At 51.8% G+C, this 17,271-nt stretch carries 15 protein-coding genes; 12 read left to right on the forward strand and 3 right to left on the reverse strand.

Annotation, left to right across the window (positions count from 1 at the left end; genetic code table 11):
- Positions 1 to 15 precede the first annotated feature (15 nt).
- Complete coding sequence (tpiA, locus tag ATL17_RS01670) at positions 16 to 768, reverse strand: triose-phosphate isomerase (RefSeq protein WP_133571041.1); 753 nt, start codon at positions 766 to 768, stop codon at positions 16 to 18.
- Between the two features lie 140 nt (positions 769 to 908).
- Here tpiA and ATL17_RS01675 point away from each other — a divergent pair, with 140 nt between their 5' ends.
- Genes ATL17_RS01675 through ATL17_RS01705 form a run of 7 tightly spaced genes read left to right on the forward strand, consistent with a single transcriptional unit; the run spans position 909 to position 8,436 of the window.
- Positions 909 to 2,780: a peptidylprolyl isomerase gene (locus ATL17_RS01675; protein ID WP_133571042.1), complete on the forward strand. Its 1,872-nt coding sequence runs from the start codon at positions 909 to 911 to the stop codon at positions 2,778 to 2,780.
- A gap of 14 nt (positions 2,781 to 2,794) precedes the next feature.
- Positions 2,795 to 4,303: an anthranilate synthase component I gene (gene trpE / locus ATL17_RS01680; protein ID WP_133571043.1), complete on the forward strand. Its 1,509-nt coding sequence runs from the start codon at positions 2,795 to 2,797 to the stop codon at positions 4,301 to 4,303.
- Entirely contained in the window at positions 4,300 to 4,905 is a 606-nt protein-coding gene (locus ATL17_RS01685) for an anthranilate synthase component II (protein ID WP_133571044.1), read from the forward strand. Before trpE ends, ATL17_RS01685 begins: the two co-directional genes overlap by 4 nt.
- Position 4,906: 1 nt before the next feature.
- The gene (trpD, locus tag ATL17_RS01690) at positions 4,907 to 5,929 is read left to right on the forward strand and encodes an anthranilate phosphoribosyltransferase (protein ID WP_133571045.1); all 1,023 of its coding nucleotides are present in this window, start codon (positions 4,907 to 4,909) and stop codon (positions 5,927 to 5,929) included.
- A complete protein-coding gene (gene trpC, locus ATL17_RS01695) occupies positions 5,926 to 6,729 on the forward strand; it encodes an indole-3-glycerol phosphate synthase TrpC (protein ID WP_133571046.1) in 804 nt (267 codons plus the stop codon). Before trpD ends, trpC begins: the two co-directional genes overlap by 4 nt.
- Positions 6,729 to 7,211 (forward strand): cyclic pyranopterin monophosphate synthase MoaC, encoded by a 483-nt coding sequence (moaC, locus tag ATL17_RS01700; protein WP_133571047.1) that lies wholly within the window; start codon positions 6,729 to 6,731, stop codon positions 7,209 to 7,211. The genes trpC and moaC overlap by 1 nt, the downstream gene beginning before the upstream one ends.
- Position 7,212: 1 nt before the next feature.
- On the forward strand, positions 7,213 to 8,436 hold the full coding sequence (locus ATL17_RS01705; protein ID WP_133571048.1) for a molybdopterin molybdotransferase MoeA: 1,224 nt from the start codon (positions 7,213 to 7,215) through the stop codon (positions 8,434 to 8,436).
- Here ATL17_RS01705 and ATL17_RS01710 read toward each other — a convergent pair.
- Positions 8,433 to 9,902 (reverse strand): diguanylate cyclase domain-containing protein, encoded by a 1,470-nt coding sequence (locus ATL17_RS01710; RefSeq protein WP_133571049.1) that lies wholly within the window; start codon positions 9,900 to 9,902, stop codon positions 8,433 to 8,435. The two genes, ATL17_RS01705 and ATL17_RS01710, sit on opposite strands and share 4 nt — an antisense overlap.
- A gap of 286 nt (positions 9,903 to 10,188) precedes the next feature.
- Here ATL17_RS01710 and ATL17_RS01715 point away from each other — a divergent pair, with 286 nt between their 5' ends.
- From ATL17_RS01715 to lexA, 5 genes are all read left to right on the forward strand, one after another.
- Positions 10,189 to 11,031, forward strand: a complete 843-nt coding sequence (locus ATL17_RS01715) for a metal ABC transporter substrate-binding protein (RefSeq protein ID WP_281275875.1) — start codon at positions 10,189 to 10,191, stop codon at positions 11,029 to 11,031.
- Entirely contained in the window at positions 11,028 to 11,918 is an 891-nt protein-coding gene (locus ATL17_RS01720; protein WP_281275847.1) for a manganese/iron ABC transporter ATP-binding protein, read from the forward strand. Before ATL17_RS01715 ends, ATL17_RS01720 begins: the two co-directional genes overlap by 4 nt.
- Positions 11,911 to 12,762 (forward strand): metal ABC transporter permease, encoded by an 852-nt coding sequence (locus tag ATL17_RS01725; protein WP_133571051.1) that lies wholly within the window; start codon positions 11,911 to 11,913, stop codon positions 12,760 to 12,762. The genes ATL17_RS01720 and ATL17_RS01725 overlap by 8 nt, the downstream gene beginning before the upstream one ends.
- 1 nt (position 12,763) lies before the next feature.
- Positions 12,764 to 13,603 carry a metal ABC transporter permease gene (locus ATL17_RS01730; protein WP_133571052.1) on the forward strand — a complete coding sequence of 280 codons (840 nt, stop codon included), beginning with the start codon at positions 12,764 to 12,766 and terminating at the stop codon, positions 13,601 to 13,603.
- 744 nt (positions 13,604 to 14,347) lie between these two features.
- The gene (gene lexA / locus ATL17_RS01735) at positions 14,348 to 15,064 is read left to right on the forward strand and encodes a transcriptional repressor LexA (protein WP_133571053.1); all 717 of its coding nucleotides are present in this window, start codon (positions 14,348 to 14,350) and stop codon (positions 15,062 to 15,064) included.
- 20 nt (positions 15,065 to 15,084) lie between these two features.
- Here the strand turns inward: lexA and ATL17_RS01740 are convergent, their stop codons facing one another.
- Positions 15,085 to 17,244 (reverse strand): ComEC/Rec2 family competence protein, encoded by a 2,160-nt coding sequence (locus ATL17_RS01740; RefSeq protein WP_133571054.1) that lies wholly within the window; start codon positions 17,242 to 17,244, stop codon positions 15,085 to 15,087.
- Positions 17,245 to 17,271: the final 27 nt, after the last annotated feature.

The raw sequence follows: 17,271 nt of genomic DNA on the forward strand, positions 1-17,271 counted from the left end.
TTGACCCGACTTAGATTAAAGCGCGGCAACAATACCCAAAAAGCTATCTGCTTTAAGGCTTGCGCCCCCAACCAAAGCCCCGTCCACATCTTGTGTATGCAGCAATGCATTGGCGTTTTCTGGCTTCACTGAGCCACCATAAAGAATTTCAACTGTGTTGCCGCGCTCGCCATATTTATCCACCAGCGTCTTGCGCAACGCCACATGCATTTCCGCAACATCATCAACAGAAGCAGTTTTTCCGGTGCCAATCGCCCAGATTGGTTCGTAGGCGATGGCAATCTCACCATCTTTGCTCAAGCTGTCCGGGGTCGAATCGGCAATTTGCTGCGTCACAAAACCAATGGCTTCACCCTTTTCACGCTGCTGGAGTGTTTCACCACAACACACAATGGGCTTTAACCCCTGCCCCAACGCCGCTTCCGCTTTCGCCTTCACCGCTTCATTGCTTTCATGATGGCCTTCACGGCGTTCCGAGTGGCCCACAATCACAAAGCTGCCGCCAATTTCTGCAATCATCTCTGCGCTAATGTCGCCGGTGTAGGCGCCATTCTTTTCGCTATGGCAGTCCTGCGCGCCGATGTTCAGATCATCGCCAGCCAGCGCCTTGGCACCTGGCAGCAATGTGGCTGGTGGGCAAATCAAAAATGTGCCTTTATCCGCATAATGGCCAACTTTGGCGGCGATCAGTTCAATTTCCTTAAGCGACGCCTGCAAACCGTTCATTTTCCAATTGCCAGCGATCAATTTTTTGTTTTTTTGTGTCATGACGACCTTTCCAAGAACCAAAATTAAGTTTAACCCCAGATTCAACTCATTCAACGTCTTGCGATTTTTGGTACACCCTGTCTATTATGCGCCGCTCGTGACCGGGGTTCTGAAACAGCAAACAAATAAACGGATAGACTATGCTTGATACCTTTAAACGCTACTCGAACACATGGGTGGCTAAGATTCTGATGGCCCTTCTTATTTTGAGCTTTGGCTTGTTCGGTATCGCAAATGTCTTCACAAATCTAGGCTCCAGCTCGGTTGCCCGTGTAGGCAATCAGTCTATATCGGCTGTGGAATTTGATCGCGCTTACCGCCAGCAATTGAACAACATCACCCGCCAAACCGGCCGCCAGCCTTCACCTGAAGAAGCAATGGCGTTCGGCATTCCGGGTTCTGTGCTCAATCAATTGGCGTCAAATGCAGCGCTGGATCAAATGGTTGCCGACTATGGCATTGGCGCATCAGATGAAATGGTGTCTGAAATGATCGCGCAAGATCCAAACTTTGCGACCACGCTGGGCGTGTTCGACCGTGCGCAGTTCACTCAAATGCTGCGCCAGAACGGCTTCACCGAAAGCGAATATATCGATGCGCAGGCTGAATCAGTGCAGCGCTCGCAAGTTATTCGTGGTCTGTTTGGCGGCGCAATGGCCCCTGCCACCATCTTGCAAATTTCAAATCGCGTTCAAAACGATACCCGCACAATCGATTATTTCACCATTTCGACCAATGTGCTGGACACAATTGAAGCGCCGACAGAAGAGCAGCTCACAACCTATCTTGAGCAAAACCAAGCTCAATATCGCGCTGAAGCAAAAAAGAAGATTGATGTTTTGGTGCTGACCCCAGAAAGCTTGGCCCGCTCATTGGAAGCAAGCGAAGAAGAATTGCGCGCCGAATATGAAGCCGCAGGCGATCAACTCACAACGGCGGAAACACGCAACGTGACGCTATGGCGCCTGAATGACGATGCGCAAGCTGCAACACTTGTGCAGGGCATCGCACAAGGTCAGTCACTTGATCAAATCCTCGCGGTCAATAATTTCGGCATTTCCGCCACCCCATTGGGTCAAATCACGCGCGACCAAATTGAAGATGAAGCAATCGCAATTGCCGCGTTTGATGGTGACAAAGGCTTGACCATTGCTGACGCCGCAACAGGCAAAGTTGCGGTGATGGTGCGCAATATCGTGCCTGAAACACAATTGTCTTTCGAGGAAGCTCAGGAACAATTGCTGGCCCGCGTTAATGCTAAAAAGGCGCGTGATCAAATTCTCGATAAGATTGACGAGATTGAAGAGCAACGCGCCACATTGCGCCCCATCAGTGAAATTGCTGCCGAAGTGGGCCTTGAAACGCAAACAATCGAAATCACCCAGTCTGGCGTTGGCTTGAATGAAGTGAATGACCTGCCAGCAGAAGGCCAAGAACGTTTACTCACCGCCATCAACAATGCCGAGCAAGATGCCTTGTTGCCAGCGGTGACCATCGGTGCAAATGCCATGGCCTGGTTCGATTTGTTGGAAGAAACAACCGCACGCGACCTCACTTTGGAAGAAGTGCGTGAAGAGCTTGAAACCGCATGGCTAGAAACCCAACGCGCTCAAGCGCTGGCAGAAAAAGCGGATGCTTTGGTGGCACAAATCAATGATGGCACAGCCATCTTTGATGTTGCCTCTGAAGTTGGCCAGATCGCGCAACCTTCTCTGCCCCTCACCCGTCGCGGTGACGGCTCATTCATCACCGCAAATGTAGCGTCTGCTGCATTCTCTGGCGGTGAAGGCCATGCAGACGCGGTGCGCTTGTCAGACGGCACATATTTGGTGTTCCAGGTGACTGGCATCACCGCCGCTGAACCAAGCGACATTGAGCAAGATAATCTTATCGCACTGTCTGACAGTGTTGCCGATGATCTTTACCAGCAATTCATCACCGCACGTCGGGATGATTTGGGCGTAAGCATCAACCAAGGCACACTCAACCAGATCCTGTCTCTCGACCAATAAAGTAGGGCAAAAAAATGCAAAATACTGACTATGCCGCCTTCGCTTCAATCTATGAAAAAGGCGGCAGTCAGATTATGTGGCGTCGCATCGTTGCGGATTTGGAAACCCCAATCGGCACCTACCTAAAGCTGGCGGCGGGACGTAAAAACACATTTTTGCTTGAATCTGTGCATGGTGGCGCCACCCGTGGGCGCTATTCCATGATCGGCATGGAACCTGATTTGCTGTTCCGCATTGATCGCGGCCAAGCCACAATCAACCGCAATCCCAAATTCGCACCAGACGACTTTGAACCCATGTCTGGCAAACCGTTGGATGCCTTGCGTGAGATTCTGGCTGAATCCGCGCTGGAAATCCCCATGGATTTGCCGCCAATGTCAGCCGGTATCTTCGGCTATCTCGGCTATGACATGGTACGCGAGATGGAAGATATTCCCGACACAAAAGACGATACAATCGGCGCGCCCGACGCGCTCCTGATGCGTCCGTCTATTCTCGCTGTCTTCGACACCATTAAAGACGAGCTTTATTTCGCCACCCCCGTGCGGCCACAAGATGATGTGAGCGCAAAAATGGCGTTTGAGGCGGCCAACACTCGGCTAGACGATGCAACACAGCGTCTAAACGAGCCTGTACAGCGCGGCGGCACCGAAGATCAAAGCGCGGAATTGGATTTCCAATCCAACACGTCACCAGAACAATTCAAAGAAATGGTGGCACAGGCGAAAGAATATATCGTTGCAGGCGATATTTTTCAGGTTGTGCTGTCCCAGCGGTTCACCGCAGACTTCACATTGCCACCTGTCGCCTTCTATCGCGCCTTGCGCCGCACCAATCCGTCACCCTACATGTATTTCCTCGACTTTGAAGGCTTCGCCATTGCTGGCTCTAGCCCGGAAATTCTTGTGCGTGTACAAGACGAAAAAGTCTCCATTCGCCCCATCGCAGGCACCCGCAAACGCGGTGCAACGCAAGAACGAGACCGCGAATTGGCGGATGAGTTGTTGAACGACCCAAAAGAGCTGGCAGAACATTTGATGCTGCTCGATTTGGGCCGTAATGATGTGGGCCGCGTGGCTGAAATCGGAACTGTAGAAGTCACCGACAGCTTCTTCCTCGAATATTATTCCCACGTCATGCACATTGTCTCGAACGTTGAAGGCAAGCTGAAAAAAGGCTTGGACAATATCGATGCCCTATGCGGCGGCTTTCCAGCAGGCACCGTTTCCGGCGCGCCGAAAGTCCGCGCCATGGAAATTATCGACGAGCTGGAAAAACACCGCCGCGGCATCTATGCAGGCTGTGTTGGCTATTTCAGCGCCGATGGCTGGATGGACACCTGCATCGTCTTGCGTACCGCCGTCATCAAAGACGGCAAAATCCACGTACAGGCTGGCGCAGGCATTGTGGCAGACAGCGATCCAAAACTTGAACAGCTTGAATGTGAAAACAAAGCGCGTGCGCTGGTCAGCGCGGCTCACGAAGCCCTGCGCTATGCAGATGAAGCGGAGATCGGCCAATGAGCAAGATTCTTGTGATCGATAACTATGACAGCTTCACCTACAATCTGGTGCATCTGATCGGCTCGGTTGACCCCAATATTGAAGTTTTCCGCAACGACAAAATCACTACCGACGAGATCGCGGAGAAGGCGCCAAAAGCCATCATTCTCTCACCAGGTCCCAAAACACCGAATGAGGCAGGCATCTGCCTTGAAGTTGTTGAACGGTTTGGTGGCGAAATTCCAATTTTCGGTGTTTGCCTTGGTCACCAGTCCATCGGCCAAGTTTTCGGCGCAGATGTGGTGCGTGCACCAAAACTGATGCACGGCAAGACCAGCAAGGTGCGTCACAATGGCGAAGGCCTGTTCAAGGGATTAAACCAAGATGGCGTGGTGGCGACCAGATATCACTCCCTCACCCTTGACCCGGAAACCATTGGCGATAATCTTGAAGTCACCGCAAAATCAGACGATGGCATGATAATGGCTGTAGCCCACAAAATCCTGCCCATTCATTCGGTGCAATTCCACCCGGAAAGCATCGCATCAGAAAGCGGTGCGCAAATGATCAGCAATTTCTTGGAAATTGCAGATGCGTTCAACAAGAGTGCCGAGCGAGGTTAAAATGACGATTAAACCCATTTTGAACAAACTTGCTGATGCTCAAGATTTGACCATGGATGAAATGCGCCAAGCGATGAATGTCATCATGTCCGGCGATGCAACCCCGTCCCAAATCGGCGCCTTTCTGATGGGCCTCCGGGTCAAAGGCGAAACCGTGGAAGAAATCGCGGGTGCTGTGTCGATCCTCAGGGAAAAAATGACCCGCGTGGACGCGCCCGAAAACGCCATTGATATCGTCGGCACTGGCGGCGATGGCGTGGGCACCTACAATATTTCGACCGCCGCCTCAATCATCGTGGCCGCCAGCGGCACGCCTGTGGCAAAACACGGCAACAAGGCCCTCTCCTCACGCTCTGGCAGCTCAGAGGCGCTGCAAATGCTTGGTGTGGAGCTTGATCTTAAAGCCAACCAGATTGGCGATTGCATCAAGCAAGCGGGCATTGGCTTTATGTTCGCCCCAAACCACCATGCCGCCATGCGTTTTGTTGGCCCATCACGCCAAGAAATGGGCGTGCGCACGCTGTTCAACATTTTGGGTCCGCAATCTAACCCCGCTGGCGTAAAGCAATATCTGCTTGGCGTTTATGACAAACAATGGGTGCGTCCGGTTGCCGATGCATTGCTGAAAAACGGCGCCACTTCTGCTTGGGTCGTGCATGGCAGCGATGGCCTAGACGAACTCACCACAACGGGCCACTCCTACGTGGCCGAAATCAAAGATGGCAAGGTGCGTGAATTTGAGGTCAGCCCAGAAGATGGCGGCCTGCCTGTCGCTGATCTCAATGATTTGTTGGGTGGCACACCAGAAGAAAATGCCGAAGCCATGCGCAAATTGTTCGATGGTGAAAAATCCGCCTATCGCGACATTGCCCTATTCAACGCCGCCGCCGCCTTTATTGTGACCGGACAAGCTTCTGATCTGAAAGCTGGCGTGGCACTTGCTGCAGAATTAGTCGATAGCGGTAAGGTCAAAGAAAAATTGGCCGAGCTGGTCAAAGTGTCAAACGGAGTGGCGCAATCGTGAGCGTAGATATTCTTAAAAAAATCGAACTCTATAAGCGCGAAGAAATTGCCGCCGCTGAAGCACAAACATCGCTTGCCGACATCGAGGCCATCGCGAAGATGCAATCTGCGCCTCGCGGCTTTCTTTCTGCGCTCAAAGCCAAAAAACAAGCCAATGAAATCGGCCTGATTGCAGAAATCAAAAAAGCTAGCCCTTCCAAGGGCTTGATCCGAGAAGATTTCAACCCACCAGCGCACGCCGAAGCCTATAAAGCTGGCGGTGCCGCGTGCCTGTCGATCTTGACTGACACGCCTTCATTTCAAGGCTCACCAGACTTCATGATTGAAGCCCGCGCAGCGGTTGATCTACCCGTATTGCGCAAAGACTTTATGTTTGAGCCCTATCAGATTGCCGAAGCCCGCGCATGGGGCGCCGACTGCATCCTGATCATCATGGCCGCACTCAATGACGATGATGCGTTGCGCCTAACTGAAGAAGCCCTCGATTGGGGCATGGACGCGCTAATTGAAGTGCACGACGCTGAAGAGCTGGACCGCGCGCTCAAGCTGCCTTCCAAATTTATCGGCATCAACAACCGCAATTTGCGCACCTTCGAAACCACTTTGGACACCACCATCGAACTGGCCAAAAATGTGCCGGACGATTGCTTGCTGGTCAGCGAAAGTGGCATCTTCACCCACGCAGATGTGCAAATGTTGGGCGAGAAAGCCAATGTCAGCACTTTCTTGGTGGGCGAAAGCCTGATGCGCCACGATGATGTGGAAGCAGCCACGCGCGCCCTGCTGACCGGAGCACAATAATGGCCAAAGATCGCCTCACGCACTTAAATGAGCAAGGCGAGGCCAATATGGTCGATGTGAGCGGCAAAGCCCCCACCAAGCGGATCGCAACCGCCCAATCTTCTATCACCATGGCACAAGCTGCATTTGATGCAGTCAATCAAGGCGATCTGAAAAAAGGCGATGCCCTCGGCACTGCCCGTTTGGCGGGCATAATGGCCGCGAAGAAAACATCAGACCTGATCCCGCTCTGCCATCCGCTTATGCTCAATAAGGTCGAGGTGGAGATCACCCCCGCTGAAAACGCACCACGGTTCGACATCAAAGCCACCGTGTCGGTTGAAGGCAAAACTGGGGTAGAAATGGAAGCGCTCACGGCAGCCAGCATTGCCGCCCTCACTCTTTACGATATGGCTAAAGCACTCGACAAATCCATGGTGATCGGCCCAACCGAATTGGTGGCCAAAAGTGGCGGCAAATCCGGCGACTATCAACGGAGCTGACATGCAAAATCTCAAGCCTGTGGATGAGGCCCTCGCTGATATCCTGAAGCGCGTTTCCCCAACAACATCTGAAAAGATCAATCTGAGCGATGCACTAGATCGTACGCTTGCCGAACCAGTGATCGCCCTCACCAGCCAGCCGCCGTTTAATGGCTCCGCCATGGACGGCTATGCCCTCAAATCGACTGACGGACAAAGCGGTACAAAGCTCAAAAATATCGGCATCGCCGCCGCAGGCACGCCATTCACGCGTCCGCTGCAGTCCGGAGAATGCGCCCGCATCTATACTGGTGGCGAATTGCCCAAAGGCACAGACAGCGTCATCATGCAGGAAAAAGTGACCGTCGACGGTGATATGATCACCCTGAATGATGATGTGCAGGAAGGGCAAAATGTCCGCTGGAAAGGCAATGATTTTGCAAAAGACCAAACCATCGTTTTTCCCGGCAAGTGCCTCAATCCATTCGATCTGTCACTGATTGCCGCCGCGGGTCATCCGCACGTGCATGTCTATCAAAAGCCACGCGTCCACCTGCTCGCGACAGGCGACGAGTTGGTGCAGCCAGGTCAACCGCTTGAACCAGGCCAAATCTATGCTTCCAACGGCTTCGGCCTCACGCCGCTGTTCGAACAAGCTGGCGCAACGGTAAAAGATTTCGGCGTCGCCATTGATGAACAAGACAAGCTCGAAACCAAATTGCGCGAAGCCTTAAAAGATGAGCCGGAAATTCTAGTCACTACTGGCGGTGCAAGCGTTGGCGACAAAGACTATATGCTGCCCGCGCTCAAAGCCATCGGCGCAGAACTCGATTTCTGGCGCATCGCTGTGCGCCCGGGCAAACCGCTCATGTTTGGCAAATTAGGGAAAACCCTAATTTTTGGCCTTCCCGGCAATCCAGTCTCTGCTTTGGTCACCGCCACCGTTTTTGTGCAACCTGCACTTCGCGCATTTCTAGGCCAAAACCCGGAAGCGCCACTGATCACATTGCCGTTAAGTGCTGAACTGCCAAAGAATGGCCCACGCCAATTCTACCGACGTGCACGCCTCGTCAAAGATGAAGGCCAATTGTCAGTCGACCCGATTGCGCAAACGGATAGTGCCCATCTCTCCTCGATGAGCCAATGCGACGGATTTATTGTGCAAGCAGCATTCGCTGACACTCAGGAAAGCGGAAGTCTTGTGCAGTTTCTACCCATGCCATGGGCAATGCGTTCGCTTGCTTAGCTTTGCTTCACCAAACCCAGCTTGACTGAAGGTTTCACTTCATCTGCTCTAATCGCTCGACCACGCCCAAGCTCTTTGGCGCGATAAAGGGCTTGGTCTGCACTACGGATCACCATGTCCGCAGTTTTCCCATCATCTGGCCACCACGCCACACCAACACTTGCGCCGACATAAAGCTCATGATCTTCAAATGAAATTTCCTGACAAATCTGCTCAATGATATTGTCGCACAACAGCATGATTTGGTCTTTTTCAACCACACCGCACAGCAGCGCAATAAATTCGTCACCACCAAGTCTTGCCACAAGGCCACGATCACCAATCGCAGTCTCAATGCGCTGGGCCACAATCCGCAAAACTTCATCGCCAGCCTGGTGTCCATACGTGTCATTCACCGGTTTAAAGCGATCCAAATCGATACAGAGCACCGCACATTTACCCATGCGATCCTCGCCAATTTCAGCCTGCAACCGCCGGTCAAACAGCGCCCGGTTCGACAATCCGGTCAAACTATCATGCTCCGCCAAAAAGCGATTGCGCGCTTCCGCTTGGCGCGTGCGATAGACAAGCCGTGCATAAGCAATGGTAATGCCCAACATCACCAGCGAAATCGTCGCCAGCATCGCACCAAGAGCCGGCATAGAATTTTTCCAAATGCCATCTGAAGGCAGGCTAGAAATCCAGCTCACATAAATGGCAGGGCCAACCCGGCTAGAACTATAGGCAATCGCCTTTTCCATATTCGCTGGCGCGTTAGACGAAATTGCCAAGCCATTTAGTTCAATCTCTGTCGAATATTCAGCGATACGTTCTGGCGTAAATTTACGAAATGCTACCAGCACTTGTGGCGATCCATCGGGCAAGGTGAGCTCCCCGTCCGGCACCACCGCCTGCGCAACGGCAATGCCATAGATCCCATCGATTTTGCGCAAGTCAGATACAAAAAGCGGGGTTTCACCATTTACAGGATTGCCGTCGAACCAAAACTCGCCGCCCTCACCTGAACGCAATTCGAAATAGCTCATTTGCGCTTTCGCCACCAAATCTCTGGTCTGCGATAAAAACGATTCCGCCCGCACACTGGTCACAAACTTTTTGCCATCCGCGTGTAAACGCAAGGAAAAATCAGTTGCGACCAAAGCCGACCGATCAATGCCATATTCATTCGGAAACCAGCCCAACAAAGCATCTTCGAAAAACGACATGTCTAGTTCTTCGCCTGTAGCGGCCACGGTTTCATCCCACCACGCCACTTCTGAAAGGCGCTGTGCAACATCGTGCACCTCTCGGTCGATAAGGTTCGTCACCGCCCGCTTGTCTGCGGCAAGTTTTAACTCATTGGCCGCTTTGCTCGACACATTCAGCACGAACAGGCTGGAAATAACAAACGCGATCACCAAAATGATAAAGGCAGAAAAAATTGCACCTACGGAAAAAACAATGCGGCTTGGGCGTCTCGGTGTCACGCGAACCTCTGAGAAAAATTGAATATGTCCCCATATTCGCCTCAGCTCTTTGCATTTGCATTAACGCGACCAACTGAATGATTGCAGGGTTAACAGAGCGCAAAAACACTCATTCCTGTTTTCAATACCCCAACAATTTCAGATAATTTTATAATTTACAAAATTGCTAGTTGCGAACGCTTCTCAATTGCATTATAGCTTGATTAAAGACCAAATATCCAAATGAGAGTCGCACAAAATGCATTCCTTGCTAAAAGTTTTGACCACCCTCGCCGTCACTGCCAGCATGACGTTGGGCGCGCACGCCCAAGACAAATTCAAAGCTGTGACCACATTTACCGTTATCGCCGACATGGCAAAAAACGTGGCTGGCGACACAGCAGAAGTTGTGTCCATCACCAAGCCGGGCGCGGAAATCCATAACTATCAGCCTACACCGAAAGACATCATCAAAGCGCAAGATGCGGATCTGGTCATTTGGAACGGCCTGAACTTGGAACTTTGGTTCGAGCAATTTTTCGAAAACCTACGCGATGTTCCAAGCGTGGTGGTGACTGACGGCATTGAGCCGATGGGCATTGCCTCCGGCCCCTATTCCGGCAAGCCAAACCCACATGCGTGGATGTCGCCAACGGACGCGAAAATCTATGTCGACAATATCGCCAAAGCTTTTGCGGAACATGACCCGGATAATGCAGCCATTTACCTTGAAAACGCTGAGAATTACAAAGCGGAAATCGACAGTGTCATTGCCCCCATCCGTGAAAAGCTGAACGCAATTCCGGAGAATGAGCGCTGGTTGGTCACATCCGAAGGTGCCTTTAGCTATCTCGCGCGCGACTTTGGCATGAAAGAACTGTATCTATGGCCAATCAATGCTGACCAGCAAGGCACACCACAGCAGGTGCGCGCCGTGATTGACAATGTACGCGAAAACAATATCCGCGCTGTCTTTTCCGAAAGCACCGTGTCAGATGCCCCTGCCAAACAAGTAGAGCGCGAAACTGACGCAAAATATGGCGGCATCCTTTACGTAGATTCATTGACTGATCAGGGCGGCGAAGTCCCAACCTATCTGGATTTGCTGCGCGTCACCACCAGCACTATTGCTGAAGGTCTTTCCCAATGAATGATATGACCGCACTTGCCGATGGTGGCATTAAAGTCAGCAATGTCACCGTCACCTATCGCAATGGCCACACGGCCCTGAAGGATGCTAGCTTCCAAATTCCGCGTGGCACAATCACCGCGCTTGTGGGCGTCAACGGTTCAGGCAAATCCACCTTGTTTAAAGCCATTATGGGCTTTGTGCCGGTGGCCGAAGGCAGCGTGAAACTCCTTGGCATAAGCGTTGAAGAAGCCCTGCGCAAAAATCTCGTAGCCTATGTGCCGCAAAGCGAAGATGTCGACTGGGATTTCCCCGTGCTGGTTGAAGATGTGGTCATGATGGGCCGCTACGGCAAAATGGGCTTTTTCCGCATCCCCTCAAAACGCGACAAAGAGCTGGTGGACCAAGCCCTTGATCGCGTTAATATGGCGAAATATCGAAAACGTCAGATTGGCGAACTATCTGGCGGCCAGAAAAAGCGGGTCTTTTTGGCTCGCGCTTTGGCGCAAGAAGGCGAAGTGATCTTGCTGGACGAACCCTTTACCGGCGTCGACGTAAAAACGGAAGACACCATCATCCAGCTCATGCGCGACCTGCGCGATGAAGGCAAAGTCATGCTGGTCTCCACTCACAATTTGGGCTCTGTGCCCGAATTTTGTGATCGCACTGTGCTCATCAAAGGCACAGTGCTTGATTTTGGCTTGACCGAAGAGACCTTTACCCAAGCAAATTTGGAAAAAACCTTCGGCGGCGTCCTGCGCCACTTTGTACTGGGCGGCTCTGATTTGCATGATGATGAAGACACCCGCCAATTCGCGGTCATCACTGATGACGAGCGCCCATTGGTGCTTTATGGCGAACATGACAGCATGGAAACCCAAACCAAGTCGGACAAATCCAATGATTGACCTATTGTTGGAACCCTTTTCTTACGGCTATATGCGCAACGCCATCTGGGTCACCGGATTGGTTGGCGCCGTATGCGCTTTCCTGAGCGCCTATTTGATGCTCAAAGGCTGGTCGCTGATTGGTGACGCCTTGTCCCACTCCATCGTGCCCGGTGTGGCAGGCGCATACATGTTGGGCCTGCCCTTTTCCATCGGCGCTTTTTTCTCTGGCGGTTTGGCCGCCGCAGCAATGCTGTTTCTAAATCAGCGCACCAAATTGCGCGAAGATGCAATTATTGGCCTGATTTTCACATCGTTCTTCGGCCTTGGCCTCTTTATGGTTTCGCTATCGCCGACATCTGTGAACATTCAGACCATCGTGCTCGGCAATGTGCTGGCCATCACCCCGACGGATACACTGCAATTGGTGATCATTTCCGCGATCACACTCATTGTTCTCGGGGCGAAATGGAAAGATTTTCTCGCTGTTTTCTTTGATGAAGACCATGCCCGCTCCATCGGTCTACGCCCAAATCTGCTCAAAGTGATCTTCTTCACCCTGTTGAGCGCTGCCACTGTGGCGGCGCTGCAAACCGTTGGCGCGTTTTTGGTGATCGCCATGGTGGTCACCCCCGGCGCAACTGCCTATTTGCTGACAGATCGTTTCCCCGTGCTGATTTGGCTTAGCATCGCCATTGGTGCACTCACCTCAATCATTGGGGCCTACTCAAGCTATTTCTTGGACGGCGCAACAGGCGGCATCATCGTTGTGTTGCAAACCCTGTGCTTTCTCACAGCCTTTGTGTTTGCCCCCAAACACGGCCTTCGCGCCCAACGTGCGCGGCGCATGGCGGAGGTAAGCTAAGATGGAATGGATTGAAACTAGCCTTCTGGCCTTCCAATTTCCCTTTATGCAACGCGCCTTTGTGATTGCCATATTGGTGGCCATTCCCGCCGCATTATTGTCCTGCTTCCTTGTCCTTAAAGGCTGGTCCCTGATGGGCGATGCCATTGCCCATGGCGTTCTTCCGGGCATCGTTATCGCCTATATCTTGGCGATTCCGCTCGCCATCGGCGCTTTTGTCGCTGGCATGGTGTGCGCATTAGGCACTGGCTATCTCAAAGAAAATAGCCGCGTGAAGGAAGACACGATTATGGGCGTTGTCTTTTCCGGCATGTTTGCGCTTGGCTTGGTGCTGTACACCAAAATCGAAACGGATGTGCACCTTGATCACATTCTGTTCGGCAACATGCTCGGCACCAGCAATTCGGATATCTTGGAAACCGGCATCATCGCCCTGATCTTGACTGTATTGGTTATTGCCCGCTGGAGAGACCTGAAGCTTTATGTGTTTGATCCGCAACATGCCGCCGCCATCGGCCTTCCCGTGCGTTGGCTGCATTATGGATTGCTCGCCGCAATTTCCCTAATCGTGGTCGCAGCACTCAAAGCCGTAGGCATTATTCTGGCCATTGCTATTCTCATCGCACCAGGCGCCATCGCCTATCTGCTTACGCGGAAGTTGGGGCCAATGCTGATCATTGCAACCATCGTGGCAGTGTTCAGCGCCTTCACTGGTGTTTTGATCAGTTTCCATTTGGACAGTGCACCAGCCCCCACAATTGTGCTGATTATGACCATCTTGTTCATTCTGGCTTTCTTTTTCTCACCAGCCGCACAAAAGGCCAAGCAGGTCACCAGTTGAAAAAATAAGGGGGCAAATGCCCCCTTCAGTTTATAGCCCAATATCCCGACGGATATGTGCGCTCAAATCTTCAACATTTCGACGAGCTATGCGACGTTTAATTGCCGCATTGTTGGCTTGACGCCGGTTGAAGATTTGGCGCCAAGCCAAACCTAATCGTTCGAAATAAGTCAGTGTTAAAGCGTATTGTTTTTTCATTTTTTCCAGACAAACGCGCAGCCGCGTTCGCTCCCCAAAATTGGAGTTGACAAAATGCACGCGGACACGCGGAAACCCGCGCAAAAGCGCACGATTAAAGCTGAGTCCTTGGGCGCAAAGGCACCTAAGAAGGGTTGGAGTTTATAAAGTTGACAGCGAGGACGCGGTCATGACGTCCTCGAAAGAACGTCGGTTATTTAGAAACCGGCGTGAAACGCGCCGGGGAGGTTCGAAGGATATGATTAAGGTTCATATTAGTCCCCTTTGCTGGTTGCGGCGTCGTGGTTCCCGAAAAGGGTGACACCTCAGTTAAACTTACACTATCGCCTATAAGTGGTTCGCATTCATCTGTCCATACAGGGTGCGACAATTTGTACATATAGGCAAATGGAGTTGCAATAATGCAACAATAGACACACTCACCGTCAAAACATAAGCCACGGATATAAATAAGTAATTTTGAATTCATCCAATGACACTTGCGGAACATAAAAAGAACAGCTATGGTTGTTCAACATTTGTTCCGATTCTAAAAAAGGAAGTCCAATGCTGACCCGCAAGCAACATGAGCTGTTGATGTTTATTCATGAACGGATGAAAGAAAGCGGCGTTCCCCCATCATTTGATGAGATGAAAGACGCGTTGGACCTCAAATCAAAATCCGGCATTCACCGCCTTATTACCGCACTGGAAGAACGCGGTTTCATCCGCCGTTTGCCAAATCGGGCACGGGCGATGGAAGTTGTTCGTTTGCCAGACAGCATGAACCCTTCACTAGGCGGCAAAAAAGCCAAGTTTGAGCCGAGCGTAATCGAAGGCAATTTGGGCAAATCGCCCGAACCCAAGCCCAGCGCCTCAAGCGCACATGATGATGGACAGATGCCTGTTCATATCCCGGTTATGGGCCGCATTGCCGCTGGTGTGCCGATTGAGGCCATTCAGACACAATCCCACACCATTGCCGTACCGCCGGAAATGCTTGCAGGTGGCGAGCACTATGCGCTGGAAGTGCGCGGCGACTCGATGATCGATGCCGGCATTTTTGATGGCGACACGGTATTGATCAAAAAGCAGCAAACCGCCACCAATGGCGAAATTGTTGTTGCTTTGGTTGATGGTGAAGAAGCAACCCTGAAGCGCCTGCGCAAAAAAGGCAACTCTGTCGCGTTGGAAGCTGCCAACCCCGCCTATGAAACCCGCATTTTCGGGCCAGACCAAGTGTCTGTTCAAGGGCGACTTGTGGGTCTGTTCCGCAAATATTAAATTTCAACCGTTGGTGCAGATCAGTCGTTGCGAATACGCCATGTGCGTTTCGCATCCTTGATCACATGCTCAATTCGAATATTGGGCGCATCGGCGGCTGATCTGCTGTCATGTATATAAATAGCTGCGGCACCCCATCGGCGCACATCCCAGTGGCGGACAAACGACACACTTCGCTTACAACTTTGATAAAGCGAATCCTGCTCAACTATCAAATCCACGAGCCCGCAATCTTCTAACACTGCAGCCTTATCGCGGGCAAACAACACTTTGATGCCCCTCACCTCTGCGATACACCCGCGATCATCGCAATTGCCCGCAATCTCCTGTGCTTCCAAATCCACGCCCAGCCACTCCGCCCAAACACGCGTCGTGAAATTATTGCCAATCCGGTCAATCTGTGCCCATTCGCCCCTATCCTGTTTTACAAAAGCAGATCGGGTTTGATCCGAAATAAGAATGTCTGGCGTTACCGCTTGTCCAAAAATGCTAATCATCAAAGCTGCCAAAATGGGCGGCACAAAACGCCAGACATTCGGTACAATTAAAAACAACATCAAAGCCACACCACAAAGCGGCAAAACCCATCCCGCAACTGGAGGCACATAAGTCCACTCACCGCCAAGTTCGGTGAAAAAGATCGCTATCGCCACCACCTGTTCAATGCCCCACCCGGCAACCCACAAAAACGGTAGCTCCAGCCCCAATGGCATCAACAAACAGGCCGCGATTAGTGTCGGCAACACCAGAAAACCAACCAAGGGCACGGCAACTAGATTGGCAAACAAACCAAAAGGTGCGAATTGACTGAAATGCACAGCCGCAATCGGTGCAGTAGCCAAGCCAGCAATCAGGCTTGTCAGGCTTAATCCACTCAAAAATTTTGCCCATCTCGGCCAAATTCGATCATTACGTCTAAAGCTCTTGCTCCATTCATATGCCCCGACCAATGCCGCCACGGCAGCAAAAGAAAGCTGGAAACCCGGCTTAAACAATTCGTTGGGATACACAAAGATAATCAGCAAACATACAAGCGCGACATTGCGCAAAGTAATGGCCCGACGCCCGACCAGCACGGCAATAAAAGCCACGATAAGCATGATCGTCGCCCGCTGTGTGGCAATGTTCGCACCAGAAATGCCGAGATAAAACAGCGCCGCGGCCATCGCAGCAACAGCCGCAATCGCCTTGGCTGGCACATTGTGCGGCACAAATGGCAAGGCAAGCACAAATCGCAAGGCAAAAAATGCACCGCCCGCCACCAAGCTCAAATGCAAACCCGAGATCGCCAACAAATGCGCCAAGCCACTCACGGCAATTTCATCGCGTAAAACCGGATCAAGCGCCGACTGGTCGCCTATGATCAATGCCCGCGCAATCGCGGCATCCTGCGCATTCATTCCTGCGGAAAATCGCTCCCCGATCCGCGCCCTTAAATCAAAGATGGCGGTTTGGAGGTCATCCCACAATGTCGGATCACCAGGCCGAACGCTAACCGGATCAAGCGTGCTGCCATAAGCACCGATACCACCAAAATAAGCATGAAATTGCGCATCATAGGCGCCGGGATAGGATGGCTTGGGCACCGGAATAAAGCGCGCGCGCACTGAAACCACATCCCCCATAGCTAAGACCACATCGCCTAAATGCTTTTCCGAAATTGTTAGTCGAACAAACCGGACATTATCCAAAGCGCGTGGACGCAAATCATTTAGTCGCAAAACAATACGCCGACCTCCATCAGGACGCATTTCCAATTCGGTGATGTGCCCTTCAATTTGCCCAGCAGTTGGAAAAGCCAGCATCTCAGTGCCGCGCATCAATGCAGTCGCGCTCATCAAACTGATGCCCATCAGCACAAAGGCAGAAACATAGGCGATATTTCGCCCAATCCAGTTTCTCATCATCAGTGACAGCGTAAAAAGCACAATAGTTAGAATGCCATACAGCCAAAATGGCGGCTCTAGCGGCAGCAAGCTATAAATGCAAATGCCCAATATCATCGCAAATGGCAGCAAAACGACCCGCCGACGCATAAAAATGGCGGCGTCGACAACGGGCCGAGCGACGGCAATGTCACCCGATTGAAATCTAACTTGGCTATCCTTAGCGCTTAACCCAAAATATGGCGGCTGCTTCCGGATAAAAAATGGCTTTAACTCAGTATCTTTAAGTGTCACGCAACATCCCGATCTTGCGCAAATCGT

The organism is Maritalea mobilis (assembly GCF_004363175.1).
GTDB classification, from domain to species: Bacteria; Pseudomonadota; Alphaproteobacteria; order Rhizobiales; family Devosiaceae; genus Maritalea; species Maritalea mobilis.

Bases quoted from the DNA above. Each gene is read 5' to 3' on its own strand.
- tpiA (WP_133571041.1), bottom strand. From the start codon at position 768: ATGACACAAAAAAACAAAAAATTGATCGCTGGCAATTGGAAAATGAAC.
- ATL17_RS01675 (WP_133571042.1), top strand. From the start codon at position 909: ATGCTTGATACCTTTAAACGCTACTCGAACACATGGGTGGCTAAGATT.
- trpE (WP_133571043.1), top strand. From the start codon at position 2,795: ATGCAAAATACTGACTATGCCGCCTTCGCTTCAATCTATGAAAAAGGC.
- ATL17_RS01685 (WP_133571044.1), top strand. From the start codon at position 4,300: ATGAGCAAGATTCTTGTGATCGATAACTATGACAGCTTCACCTACAAT.
- trpD (WP_133571045.1), top strand. From the start codon at position 4,907: ATGACGATTAAACCCATTTTGAACAAACTTGCTGATGCTCAAGATTTG.
- moaC (WP_133571047.1), top strand. From the start codon at position 6,729: ATGGCCAAAGATCGCCTCACGCACTTAAATGAGCAAGGCGAGGCCAAT.
- ATL17_RS01705 (WP_133571048.1), top strand. From the start codon at position 7,213: ATGCAAAATCTCAAGCCTGTGGATGAGGCCCTCGCTGATATCCTGAAG.
- ATL17_RS01715 (WP_281275875.1), top strand. From the start codon at position 10,189: ATGACGTTGGGCGCGCACGCCCAAGACAAATTCAAAGCTGTGACCACA.
- ATL17_RS01720 (WP_281275847.1), top strand. From the start codon at position 11,028: ATGAATGATATGACCGCACTTGCCGATGGTGGCATTAAAGTCAGCAAT.
- ATL17_RS01725 (WP_133571051.1), top strand. From the start codon at position 11,911: ATGATTGACCTATTGTTGGAACCCTTTTCTTACGGCTATATGCGCAAC.
- ATL17_RS01730 (WP_133571052.1), top strand. From the start codon at position 12,764: ATGGAATGGATTGAAACTAGCCTTCTGGCCTTCCAATTTCCCTTTATG.
- lexA (WP_133571053.1), top strand. From the start codon at position 14,348: ATGCTGACCCGCAAGCAACATGAGCTGTTGATGTTTATTCATGAACGG.